9 protein-coding genes and 1 pseudogene are annotated in these 12,324 nt (G+C 73.3%); 4 read left to right on the forward strand and 6 right to left on the reverse strand.

Features of this window, described 5'->3' with window-relative positions:
- On the reverse strand, nucleotides 1-894 hold the full coding sequence (gene purU / locus M6G08_RS34845; RefSeq protein WP_272591112.1) for a formyltetrahydrofolate deformylase: 894 nt from the start codon (nucleotides 892-894) through the stop codon (nucleotides 1-3).
- 47 nt (nucleotides 895-941) lie between these two features.
- Entirely contained in the window at nucleotides 942-1,442 is a 501-nt protein-coding gene (locus M6G08_RS34850; RefSeq protein ID WP_272591113.1) for an SCO4402 family protein, read from the reverse strand.
- Nucleotides 1,443-1,559: 117 nt separating this feature from the next.
- Here M6G08_RS34850 and M6G08_RS34855 point away from each other — a divergent pair, with 117 nt between their 5' ends.
- Entirely contained in the window at nucleotides 1,560-2,876 is a 1,317-nt protein-coding gene (locus tag M6G08_RS34855; protein ID WP_272591114.1) for an ABC transporter substrate-binding protein, read from the forward strand.
- 38 nt (nucleotides 2,877-2,914) lie between these two features.
- Here the strand turns inward: M6G08_RS34855 and M6G08_RS36180 are convergent.
- Both M6G08_RS36180 and M6G08_RS34870 read right to left on the reverse strand, forming a co-directional pair.
- Nucleotides 2,915-4,938: pseudogene (locus tag M6G08_RS36180) on the reverse strand (hypothetical protein).
- Nucleotides 4,939-5,162: 224 nt separating this feature from the next.
- Nucleotides 5,163-6,548, reverse strand: a complete 1,386-nt coding sequence (locus tag M6G08_RS34870; RefSeq protein ID WP_272591117.1) for an NsdA family TPR-like regulatory protein — start codon at nucleotides 6,546-6,548, stop codon at nucleotides 5,163-5,165.
- 305 nt (nucleotides 6,549-6,853) lie between these two features.
- Here M6G08_RS34870 and M6G08_RS34875 point away from each other — a divergent pair, with 305 nt between their 5' ends.
- From M6G08_RS34875 to M6G08_RS34885, 3 genes are all read left to right on the forward strand, one after another.
- Nucleotides 6,854-7,507, forward strand: a complete 654-nt coding sequence (locus M6G08_RS34875) for a bifunctional DNA primase/polymerase (protein ID WP_272591118.1) — start codon at nucleotides 6,854-6,856, stop codon at nucleotides 7,505-7,507.
- Between the two features lie 154 nt (nucleotides 7,508-7,661).
- A complete protein-coding gene (locus tag M6G08_RS34880) occupies nucleotides 7,662-8,438 on the forward strand; it encodes an ABC transporter ATP-binding protein (RefSeq protein WP_272591119.1) in 777 nt (258 codons plus the stop codon).
- On the forward strand, nucleotides 8,435-10,015 hold the full coding sequence (locus tag M6G08_RS34885) for a transporter (protein ID WP_272591120.1): 1,581 nt from the start codon (nucleotides 8,435-8,437) through the stop codon (nucleotides 10,013-10,015). The genes M6G08_RS34880 and M6G08_RS34885 overlap by 4 nt, the downstream gene beginning before the upstream one ends.
- Before the next feature lie 15 nt (nucleotides 10,016-10,030).
- Here M6G08_RS34885 and M6G08_RS34890 read toward each other — a convergent pair whose 3' ends face one another.
- Both M6G08_RS34890 and M6G08_RS34895 read right to left on the reverse strand, forming a co-directional pair.
- A complete protein-coding gene (locus tag M6G08_RS34890) occupies nucleotides 10,031-10,987 on the reverse strand; it encodes an alpha/beta fold hydrolase (protein ID WP_272591121.1) in 957 nt (318 codons plus the stop codon).
- Nucleotides 10,988-11,497: 510 nt separating this feature from the next.
- The gene (locus tag M6G08_RS34895) at nucleotides 11,498-12,190 is read right to left on the reverse strand and encodes an iron-dependent transcriptional repressor DtxR (RefSeq protein ID WP_272591122.1); all 693 of its coding nucleotides are present in this window, start codon (nucleotides 12,188-12,190) and stop codon (nucleotides 11,498-11,500) included.
- Nucleotides 12,191-12,324: the final 134 nt, after the last annotated feature.

Genomic DNA, 12,324 nt, shown 5'->3' on the forward strand with positions numbered 1-12,324 from the left:
CTAGGCGAAGACGACGGTCCGTCGGCCGTTCAGCAGGATGCGGTGCTCCGCGTGCCACTTGACCGCCCGCGCCAGCGCCTGGCACTCCACGTCCCGTCCGACGGCGACCAGCTGGTCCGGCGTGACGTCGTGGCCGACCCGCTCGACCTCCTGCTCGATGATCGGGCCCTCGTCGAGGTCCGCGGTCACGTAGTGAGCGGTCGCGCCGATCAGCTTCACGCCCCGCGCGTGCGCCTGGTGGTAGGGCTTGGCGCCCTTGAAGCTCGGCAGGAACGAGTGGTGGATGTTGATGATCCGGCCACTGAGCCGCTTGCACAGGTCGTCCGAGAGGACCTGCATGTAGCGGGCGAGGACGACGAGTTCGACGTTCTCCTCGCGCACGATCTCCAGCAGCCGCGCCTCGGCGTCCGCCTTCGTGTCCCTCGTCACGGGGATGTGGTGGAAGGGGATGCCGTAGGACCCCACCAGCTCGGCGAAGTCCGTGTGGTTGGAGACCACCGCCGCGATCTCCACCGGCAGCGCGCCGATCCGGGCCCGGAAGAGCAGGTCGTTCAGGCAGTGCCCGAACCTGCTGACCATGAGCACGATGCGCATCTTCCGGTCGGCCCGGTCGATCTGCCAGTCCATCTGGAAGGCGTCACCGATCGCCGCGAAGCTGGCCCGCAGCTTGTCCACGGTCACCGGATCGTCGGCCGAGAAGTGGACCCGCATGAAGAACAGTCCCGTGTCGTGGTCGCCGAACTGCTGGCTGTCCTCGATGTTGCAGCCGGTCATGAACAGGTAGCTCGACACGGCGTGCACGATGCCCTGCTTGTCCGGGCAGGAGAGGGTGAGGACGTACTGGTCGGCCTGGGCGGCGGCCGACGGGACGGCGGCGGAGGACTGCTCGTTCATGCAGGACAGGGTCCCATATCCGGGCCCGCCGTCCGAGCGTCGTCCCGTCAGGCGGACCTGGTCAGAATCTGCAGCAGCTCCAGCGTGCGCGGCGCCGCCTCCGGGTCCTCACCGTCACTGGCGGCCAGCCGCACGTGCGCGTCGCGCGCCGCCCGCACCGCGTCCGGCCAGTCCGGGTGGTCGAGGTACGCGGTCACCGGCGCGTCCGGCCCCACCTGGTGCATGATCCTCAGTACGCGCAGCACGGCGGTGTCGACGAGCGCCGCCTCCTGCGAGTCCCGGAAGACGGTGCCCACGTACTTCTCCGCGGACCAGTGGTCCAGCCAGGTGTCCTCCACCAGCCGGTACACCGCGTCGGTGACGTCGCCGTAGCCGTCGACGCCGGCCAGCCAGACGTCCCGCTGGAAGGCGGGGGCGGAGAGCATGTGCAGCGCGGAGCGCACGTTGCTGCGCCAGCGCCACCACGGCATGTCGTTGAGGGGCATGCCGCCCATGGTGGAGGAGCGACGGCCACGACGGGAAGAGTTCTCCGAACCTTGCACGGTCATCGATCGTACGTTCCCCTCCCGGTGCTCCTCACCGGCCCCCGTAATTCACCTCCGTGTCACCGTGCATTGACCGCAGGTCACCGCCGGGTTGGCCGTGTGACGGAATCGTGCGGGCACATGACCGGCAGGCGACCCATCCGCAGCAGCTTCCTCCGCCGCCCGAGCGGCCGCTCCCGGGCCACCCGCACCGGCGCACTGTCGGCGGGCGCGCTGGTGGCGTGCGTGTCGCTCGCCGTCGGCTGCGGCGTCCTCCCCGGTACCACGGGGGGTTCGGGGGACGGCCCGATCACCGTCATGACCTGGGCGCCGCAGGAGACGAACGCCACCAACAAGCCGGGCATGCCCGCCTTCGCTCAGGCCTACGCCCGCTGGGTCAACGCGAACGGCGGCATCGGCGGCCGCCGGCTCAACGTGCTGACCTGCAACGACCACAACGACAGCGTGGCCGCGGCCAAGTGCGCCCGCCGCGCCGTCAACGAGGAGGCGGTCGCGGTCGTCGGCTCCTACAGCCAGCACGCGGACTCCTTCTTCCCCGTGCTGGAGGGCGCCGGCATCCCCTACATCGGCGGCTACGGCATCACCAACGCGGAGTTCACCAGCCCGCTGTCCTACCCGGTCAACGGCGGCCAGCCCGCGCTGCTGGCCGGCCTCGGCAGCGCGCTCGCCGACTCCTGCGGACCCGTCACCCTCGTCCGTCCCGACACCATCGCGGGCGACCAGCTCCCCGTCCTGCTCGACTCGGGGCTCACCTCGGGCGGACACGAACGCGCCGAGGACCAGCGGGCGGCGGAGGACGCCACCGAGTACAGCGGCCAGGCCGAGCGGGCCCTTCGGAGCACGACCGGCGACCCGGCGGACCCGGGGTGCGTGGTACCCGTCCTCGGCGACCGCACCGGCACCTTCATGGACTCCTTCCGCCGGGCCCGCGAGGACTACCCCGACGTACGGACCGCGACCGTGCTCGGCAGCGTCGACCAGTCCACGGTCAACGCGAGCGGCGGGGCGTCCGGGCCCTACGAGGGGGCGTACGTCACCGGCTGGTACCCGGAGGCGGGCGACCCGGCCTGGAACGGGATGAAGAAGGTGATCAAGGAAGAGGCGTTCGGCGACAACGACGTCGACGCGGCCGACGCCGGGGTGCAGACCACCTGGATCGCGTACACCGTCTTCAAGAAGGTCGTCGAGTCGCTCGACGACGGCGAGGTGAGCGCCGGCACCGTACGGCGGGCCCTGGACGGCGGCCTGGAGGTCGGCACGGGCGGACTCACCCCCACCCTCCGGTGGACGTTCGCCGCCGAGCTGGCCTCGGTCGGCTTCCCGCGCCTGGTCAACACCGAGGTCACCCTCCAGGTCGTACGGCAGGGCCGGCTGACCTCCGCCCACCAGGGCACCGTGGACACCACCCGCCTCCTGCAGAACGCCCACGTGGCCTGAGCGGACCCCGGCCGGGCCGGGGCCGTCGGGCCGCCCTCTCAGAGCTGGGTGGGGCCGCGCTCGGTGAGGCCGTATTGCTTGGCGATGGCGTTCCAGAGGGCGGCGGCCTTGGTCTTCTCCTTGCTCGCCGTGCCGCTCGCCCGGTTGGCCTCCTTGGGCTGGGTGGCGGCCTTGCCCTTCTTGCAGCCCTTCTTGCCGGCCGTCCGGTCGGCCCAGGCCGCGTAGTGGTTGTCGGCCGACGCGGAGGCCTGCCACGCCTTGGTGAGGGCCGCGGTCAGCTCGGCGTGCCGCGGCAGCTTGTCCACGGGCAGCTTCGAGAGGCTGGTGACCAGCCCGGTGCGCTGCTTGGCGGCCTCGCGCAGGTCCTTGGCCGCCTGGGGCAGGTTGTCGCACTTCTTCACGTCGGCCACGGCGTTGATCACGGTGGTCCGGCCGGTGCCGCTCTCGGCCAGCAGCTTGTCCAGTTCGACGGCCTGCACGCGGGCCGGGTCGACCGACGGCGACGGTGACGCGGACGCCGACGCGGACTCGGAGACGGGGGCCGTCGCGGACACGGGCTGGTTGCCGCCCTTGTCCTCCTCGCCACCGCCCCCGGCCAGCATCGCGCCCGCGCCGATGCCGACGACGGCGATGCCGACGCCCACGGCCGCGAGCATGGGCACGCGCGAGCCGGTGCGCCCGCCGCCGGTCCGGCCGTCGTCGTGGCCCCCGCGCCGGCCGCCGCCGCCCGGGGCCGGAGATGCGGGCCCTGCGGGGCGTAGGCGGAGGGGCCGCCGCGGTGCGCGGCCTGCGGCTCGTCGAAGGCGGGCAGCTGCTGGGTCGACGAGGCCGGCCCGTCGGCGCCCGTGGCGCTGCGGAAGAGGCTGTCGAATTCGGCGGGGGGCTGCCGTCCCTCGTCACCGCCGGGCGCGCCGCCGTACGGGGCCGGGGCGGCGGGGCCGCCGGGCACGGGCGCGATGAACTGCGTGGCCTCGGCGTCGGAGTCGGGGCCGGGCCGCGCCGAGTACTGCGGTGCCGCCGTGCCGAGGAACTGCGTCGACTCGGCGTGCGGCTGGGCGGGGCTCTCCGGGGGCAGGGCGCCCGGGGAGACCGGGGCTATGTACTGCGTGGCGCCCTCGTCGGCCGGGTTCCCGGCCGGGGGCACCGGGGGTATGTACTGCGTCGCACTCTCGTCGGCGGCCGACGCGACGGGCGGCAGGTACTGCGTGGCGCCGTCGTCGCCCGCGGACCCCTGCCCGGGGAGGCCGGGGTGGAGGTGCGGCCCGGCCTGACCCAGCTGGCCGTGCGGGCCCAGCTGACCGGGGTTCCCCGACTGGCCCTGAGGCACGGGCTGGCCGTGCGGCCCGGCTTGCCCGTGGTGGCCCTGCGGGCCCGACTGGCCGAACTCGCCGGGCTGACCCTGCGGACCGGACTGAGCACGGTGACCGGCCTGCTGACCGTTCTGAACGTGCTGGCCGGCCTGAACCTGCTGACCGTGCAGCCCCGACTGGCCATGGTGACCCTGCGGGCCCGACTGGCCGAACGGACCTGACTGCCCCTGCGGACCAGCCTGACCCTGCGCACCGGCCTGAGCGTACTCACCGGCCTGCTGACCGCTCTGGCCGTGCTGTCCCGACTGGCCGTGAAGCCCCTGCGGGTCCGACTGGGGGTACTGCCCCTGCGGGCCCGGCTGCCCGTACGACGGCCCCGAGCCGTACGTCTGGCTCCCGGCCGGCCCGCCGTAGGTCTGCGCGCCGGACGAACCGCCGTACGCCTGCCCGTGGGACGACGCTCCGTACGTCTGCCCGCCGTACTCGGCCGTGGCCTGCGCGCCCTCCGGAGGCAGCGGGCCGGGGCCCGCCTGGGGCGGCAGGGCTCCGGGCTCCGGGGAGCCCCAGGGCTGGGCGGCGGGCGGAGTGGACCAACCCTGCTCAGGGGCCGGGCTCTGCTGCTCGGGCCCCCACGGCCGGTCCCAGGCCTGGCCGCCGGGTGGCGCCGAGGCGGGCGCGGGTGCGGGACCGGCCGGCGCGCCCGCGCCGGTCAGGCCCGGTACCAGCGGATCGCCACCGTCCGAGGGCAGCACGATGCCTTCGCGCGCTTGTCGCGGCGAGGGCTCCTCGCCCTGTCCACTCTGCGTCACCGGGACTCCTGTGAATGGGGGACCTTCGGAATCGTCGGCTCACGCTACCGGGTCCCCGGAGCCCGCTGCCACGCCCCATGGGGCGTGAACTCCTTCCCTGTGACTGCGGTAACAAAACCGTGCCGCGCCACGCTGTTCATGGCACTTCGCTCACACCGCACCGGAGTTCACGCGGCGGCCCGCAGATCCAGCCGCGCCCCGAACTCCCTCACCACCGCCTCCTCCCGGTACGGTTCCAGCCGCGCCTGGAAGTCGTCCAGGTACTCGGCGCCCCGGTTCGACCGCAACGTCCCGAGCAGTTCCACGGCCTTCGTCGCCGTCGTGCAGGCCTGTTCGATCTCGCGCTGCTGCACCTGGGCCGTGGCCAGCAGCACATGGCCGATGGCCCGCCTGCGCGCCCGCGTCTCCGGGTGCCCGTCCAGCGACTGCCGGGCGCACCGCGCCGCCGCGTCGGCTTCCCCCAGGTCCCGGTGGCAGTGCGCCAACTCGTCGGCCAGGTAGGCCTCGTCGAAGTGCGCGATCCACACCGGGTCGTCCCCGGCCGCCGGTTCGGCGGCGTCCATCGCGGTGACCGCCCGCCCGGCCGCCGTGTGGGCCGCCCGTACGTCGCCCAGCAGCGCGTGCCCGCGGGCCTCGGCGGCGTGGAACATCGCCTCCGCACGCGGCGTCACCCGCCCGCGTGCCCCCTCCTGCGCCGCGCGCGCCAACTGCGCGATCTCCCGGGGGTTTCCGAGCTGTGCGGCGAGGTGGCTCATGGACGCGGCCAGCACGTACCCGCCGTAGCCGCGGTCGCCGGCCGCCTGCGCGAGCCGCAGCGACTGGATGTAGTACCGCTGGGCGAGTCCGGGCTGGCCGGTGTCGACGGCCATGTACCCGGCCAGCTCGGTCAGCCGCGCCACCGTGGCGAACAACTCCCGGCCCACCGCCTCCCGGTAGGAGCCCGCGAGCAGCCCCGAGACGACGCTGTTCAGGTAGTGCACGACGACCGGGCGCACGTGCCCGCTGCCGTACTGGTGGTCCAGGTCCACCAGCGCCTGCGTCATCGCCCGCACCGCCGCCACGTCGGAGGGCCCCACCCGTGGCCCGGCCGAGCGCGACACCTGGGAGTCGGGGGCGGAGATCAGCCAGTCCCGGCTGGGTTCGACGAGCGCCGAGGCGGCGACGGACGACCCGGACAGGAAGTCCCGCCGCCCGACATCACTGCGCCACAGCTCGCAGACCTGCTCGATGGCTCCCAGTACCGTCGGCGAGAACTGGAGGCCGACACCCGAGGCGAGGTTCTTGCCGTTGGCCATGCCGATCTCGTCGATCGTGACCGTGCGGCCGAGCTTGCGTCCGAGCGCCTCGGCGATGATCGCCGGTGCCCGGCCGCGCGGTTGCTGCCCGCGCAGCCAGCGGGCCACCGAGGTCTTGTCGTACCGCAGGTCGAGTCCGTGCTCGATCCCGCACACGTTGACCCGGCGGGCGAGGCCCGCGTTCGAGCAGCCCGCTTCCTGAATGAGCGCCTGCAGTCGTTCGTTCGGCTGCCGCGCGACGAGAGGCCTTGCGGCCATGGCGTAACCCCCATGCGGTCTCATACGGTCTCGATGCTGTCCCGGCGGACGAGAAGATCCGGCCGTGAAGATCAATGCCCAGTCGATGTGCCGACAATGCGAGACTTGCGAAGCTTGCGAGGATTGCCGGGGATGACGGCCGACGCCGGCCGGCGTCGGCCCCAGACGTGGCTACCCAGCTCCGGCGGCGAATCCTCCCGCGCGCCCCCGTACATGCACCCATGCGCCCCGGATGCGGAACCGATGCTCCTCCCCCGCGCGCGCAACCGCCGTAACCCCCGGTGAGCACGGGAGTTGAGTTCCACGTGACAGAGACCATCCCCGGCACCGAAGCCACCCAGATCCCGCAGCAGCGAGGCGCGTCGCTGCTGGAGACCGCCGTACGCTACGCCGAGGAACGCCACTGGGACGTGTTCCCCGGCACCTGGCTGGAAGCAGCCGACGGGGAGCAGCGCTGTTCCTGCGGGGACCCGGTGTGCGCCGCCCCGGGCGCGCACCCGGCGCGCGAGGACTGGGCGACGCAGGCGACGGGCAGCGCGACCGTCGCCCGCAGGATGTGGCAGAAGCAGCCGGCGGCCTCGATCCTGCTGCCCACGGGGCGGACGTTCGACGCGATCGACGTGCCGGAGACCGCGGGGTTCCTGGCGCTGGCGCGGATGGAGCGGATGGATCTGACGCTCGGGCCGGTGACGCTGACGCCGGACCGGCGGATGCGGTTCTTCGTCCTTCCGGGGGCCGCCGCGAAGGTGCCGGAGCTGGTGCGGAAGCTGGGCTGGGCGCCGCGGCTGCTCGATCTCACGGCGCTCGGGGAAGGGGCGTACGTGGCTGCGCCGCCTACGCGGTACGGGACGCGGGGGGCCGTGCAGTGGGCCTGCCGGCCTACGCCGGCGAATCGGTGGCTGCCGGATGTGGAGGAGTTGGTGTCGCCGTTGGCGTATGCGTGCGGCAGGGATCGTTAGGGGCGCCTGTTCATCTGCCTGGTCGAGGTCTTGTGGCGGCTGCCGGCTGCGCGTGGCTGATCGCGCCCGCGCGGCGGAGCCGCATATCGGCACAGCCCCGCGCCCCTTTCAGGGCGCTGCTCCCCCGTAGGGTTCAAGTGACGGAGGGAGAGACGTGGTGGGTGCGAGTGCCGTACGCGTGCAAGGGCTCTGGAAGCGGTTCGGGCAGCAGGTCGCCGTTGGCGGGATCGATCTGGAGCTGCCCGCGGGCAAGTTCATCGGGCTCGTCGGGCCGAACGGGGCGGGGAAGACCACCACTCTCTCCATGGTGACCGGGCTGCTGCGGCCGGATCAGGGGACGGTCGAGGTCGTCGGGCACGACGTGTGGCGGGACCCGGCCGAGGTGAAGGCGCGGATCGGGGTGCTGCCGGAGGGACTGCGGCTGTTCGAGCGGCTGTCCGGGCGGGAACTGCTCGGCTACACCGGGCGGTTGCGCGGTCTGCCCGGTGACGAGGTGGACCGGCGGGCGACCCAGCTGCTGGACGTGCTGGACCTGGCCGGGGCCCAGCACAAGCTGGTCGTCGACTACTCCACCGGCATGCGGAAGAAGATCGGGCTGGCCACCGCCCTGCTGCACAATCCCGAAGTGCTCTTCCTGGACGAGCCGTTCGAGGGCGTCGACCCGGTGTCGGCGCAGACGATCCGGGGCGTCCTTGAGCGTTACACCGCCTCCGGCGCCACCGTCGTCTTCTCCTCCCACGTCATGGAGCTGGTGGAGTCCCTGTGCGACTGGGTGGCCGTGATGGCCGCGGGCCGCATCCGCGCCACCGGCACGCTCGCCGAGGTGCGCGGCGAGGCGGCCTCCCTGCAGCAGGCGTTCCTCGAACTCGTCGGTGCCGGGGCCCTGGACGCCGGGCCGGGCCTGGACTGGCTGGGCGGCGGGTCCCGGTGAACGCGTCGGTCACCTCCGTCTTCGTACGGCTGAAACTGTCGCTCCTGCGCAACGGGCTGCGCCGGTCCGGCGGGCGGCGGGCCGCCTACATCGCCTCCGCCGTCGCCGTGCTGCTCTTCGCCGCGCTCCAGCTGATCGGTCTGATCGCCCTGCGCGGGTACGACCACGTGGACTCGCTGGTCGTCCTGCTGGCGGCGGTGCTGGGTCTCGGCTGGGCGGTGATGCCGCTGTTCTTCCCCGGCGGCGACGAGACGCTGGACGCGACCCGGCTGGTGATGCTGCCGCTGCGGCCACGCCCGCTGGTCCGGGCCCTGCTCACGGCGTCGCTGGTGGGTATCGGGCCGCTGTTCACGCTGTGCGTGCTGGCCGGTTCGGTGGTCGCGGTCGCGCACGGCTGGGCGGCGTACGTCGTCGGCGTCGTCGGCGGTGTCCTCGCGCTGCTGGTGTGCGTGACCCTCGCGCGGGCCGTCGCCGCCGCCAACGTACGGCTGCTGACCAGCCGCAAGGGCCGCGACCTGGCGGTGCTGAGCGGGCTGGTCGTCGCGGTCGGGGCGCAGGTCGTCAACTTCGGTGCACAGCGGCTGGGTTCGTCCGGGCTGGAGCAGCTCGACCCGGCGGCCGACGTACTGCGCTGGGTGCCGCCCGCCTCGGCCGTCGGCGCGATGCACGCGGCGAGCGACGGGTCCTGGGCCACCGCGCTGGCGCAGCTGGCCCTGACGGCTGCGGCGCTGGTGCTGCTGCTGCGGGTGTGGGAGCGGCACCTGACGCGGCTGATGACCGCGCCGGACGGGTCCACCCTCCCGAGCGACACCCGTCCGGTGCGCGAGCGCGGCGCCCCGGGCCTCTCCCGGCTGCTGCCCGCCGGCCGCACCGGTACGACGATGGAGCGCACCCTGCGCTACGTGTGGCGCGATCCGAAGACGAAGGCGGCGTGGGTGACCTCGCTGGCCATCGGCCTGATCGTGCCGGTCTTCAACGCCTGGCAGGGCACCGGCTCGGTGTACTTCGCCTGTTTCGCCGCCGGGATGCTCGGCATCCAGATGTACAACCAGTTCGGGCAGGACACGTCCGCCTTCTGGATGGTGGCGCTGACCATCTCCTCGACCAGGGACGCCTACGTGGAGCTGCGCGCCCGCGCGCTGGCCCTGCTGCTGATCACCCTGCCGTACGCGACCCTCGTCACCGTCCTGACCACGGCGATGCTCGACGACTGGCGGACCCTGCCCGAGGCCCTGGGCCTGTCCTTCGCGCTGCTCGGCGCGATGCTGGCGACCGGGGCGTGGACCTCGGCGCGCTTCCCGTACTCCATCCCGCAGGAGGGCCACAAGAACGTCGCCCCCGGTCAGGTCGGGCTGGCCTGGATCTCGATCCTCGGCGGCATGGTCGGCGCGGCCCTGCTGTGCGCACCCGTGATCGCGCTGGCGATCTGGCTGAACGTACGCGGTGACGGGAGCCCGCTGCTGCTTCCGGTGGGCGCGGTGTACGGCGCGGGGCTGACGCTGGCCGGCCTGCGGCTGGCCGCGCCGCGCACGGCCGGGCGGCTGCCTGAGATCCTCACGGCGGTCAGCAAGGGCTGACGGCACCCGGCCGGCTCAGCCGCCGTCGCGGAGGCTGTCGAGGAACGGTTCGATGGCCGCGCGCCACGCCTCCGGCTGGTCGTAGTGGACGAGGTGGCCGGCGTCGGCGACCTCCGCGTACCGGCCGTGCGGCAGGACTCGGACCATCTCCTGGGCCTCGGCGCGGCCCAGCTCGCCGTCGAGGCCGCGGACGACCAGCGTGGGGCAGCGGACCTGGGCCAGCTCCTCCCAGTGGGCGTCGTAGACCCATGTCTCGCGGGAGCGCAGCATCTGCTCCGGCTCGAAGACCGGCCGCCAGCCGTCCGGGGACTCGGCCATCACCTCGGCGTAGAACTCCCCCCGGGCCGGATTCGGGCGCTCCACCCACGGGTCGTCCTCGCCGAACCACTTGCGTACGTCGGCGAGGGTGGCGAAGGGGACCGGCCAGGCGCGGAACCACTCGGTCCAGGTGTGCTGGGACGCGGCGCCGAGGGCGGAGGCCCGCATGTCGCAGACGACCAGGCCGCGGACCAGGTCGGGACGTTTGGCGGCGAGCTGCCAGGCGGTCAGCGCGCCCATGGCGTGGCCGATCAGGACGGCCGGGCCGAGACCGAGCTGCTCCAGGGCGGCCTCGGCGTCCTCCACGTAGGCCTCCCGGGTGTAGGCGCCCCGCGGTGGCTTGTCGCTGCGGCCGTGGCCGCGCTGGTCGAGCGCGACGGCCCGGTGCCGGGCGGCGAGCCAGCGGGCGGTGGGGGCCCAGTGGGAGGCGCGGCCCATCAGGCCGTGCAGTAACAGCACACCCGGCAGCTCACCGGCCGGGTCGGCGGAGCCGCCACCGCGGTCCACGAGATCCACGGGGTCGATGGGGCCGATGGGGTCGATGGCGTCCACGGGGTCCGTGCGGTCGGTCCGGTCCGTCTTGGGAGGGTCGCCGAACTCCCAGGCCGCGAGCCGTACGCCACCCGCGCCGGTCACGTCGATGCGTCGCGCCATGATCCTGGCACCCCCAAGCTCCGCTCGGACCGCCCGCCCCACCGGGCCGGCCGGTCCTGTGAACCGTGTCCTGCCTGTCGTGCCTGTCGTTGTCGCCGTGACGGGCCGGCATCCGCTCAGGGCCGTCCGACGCTCGCAGAGTATCGAATGCGTATTCGAGAATGCTGATCCGGCGACCAACACCCCTCGTTCGAGTGACCCCCGTCAGGGATTGATCGCCGCCGCCGGGGGGAGATCTTCAACGGGAGGCGGGCCGCTCGGGGAAAACGGTCCGAGGGGATTGACCCTGAGAGCTCGGGGCTCCGGGTCAGCACAGGGGAGGACAGGCCCCGGCGCCACAGGGCGCCGGGGCCCTCTCCGTCTCAGCAGCACGCCCCTCCCCCTCTCCGGCCGGGACGACATCGCTGTCACACCACGGCCCAGAGCCCTCACGTCGTACGCTCACGCCACAGCCTTGCACGCGCGGTGGCCGGGCGCTGCGATTCGGCGCACCGCGCCGGCGAGGACCGGTCAGCGCTTGGCGACGAACACGTGCGAGGCGGTCTCCGTCTCCAGCTCCGCCGCCTCGCCGCCGCTGCCCACCAGCACGCCGCCGGCCGACTCGGTCACGCTCACCACCGAGCCGGGCTGCACGCCCGCCCGGCGCAGCGTGTACATCAGCTGCGCGTCCGTCTGGATCGGCTCGCCGATCCGGCGCACCACGACCGTCTTGCCCTCCATGCCCGGGTCCAGGTCGGCGAGGGACACCATGCCCTCGTCCAGGAACGGATCGGCGCCGTCCGCCTCGCCCAGCTCCTCCAGGCCCGGGATCGGGTTGCCGTACGGCGACTCGGTCGGGTGCCGCAGCAGCTCCAGCACCCGGCGCTCGACGGCCTCGCTCATCACGTGCTCCCAGCGGCAGGCCTCGGCGTGCACCTGCTCCCACTCCAGGCCGATCACGTCGACGAGCAGGCACTCCGCGAGCCGGTGCTTGCGCATCACCCGCGTGGCCAGCCGACGGCCCTCGTCGGTCAGCTCCAGGTGCCGGTCGGCCGCCACGGACACCAGGCCGTCGCGCTCCATCCGCGCCACCGTCTGGCTGACCGTCGGGCCGCTCTGGTCGAGCCGCTCGGCGATCCGGGCGCGCATCGGGACCACACCTTCCTCCTCCAGCTCGAGAATGGTGCGGAGATACATCTCCGTGGTGTCGATCAGTCCGGACATACCTGCCCCTTGATGAGATTGCCGGAGGCTACGGCCCACCGGCGCGTGCGCTGGCCCTGACCCAATTCTGACGCATACCACCGACAACCGTGCCGCGCCGCGGAATGCCGGGCCCGCGCGGCCCGTCCGGCGGT

Source organism: Streptomyces sp. M92 (assembly GCF_028473745.1).
Taxonomy (GTDB): domain Bacteria; phylum Actinomycetota; class Actinomycetes; order Streptomycetales; family Streptomycetaceae; genus Streptomyces.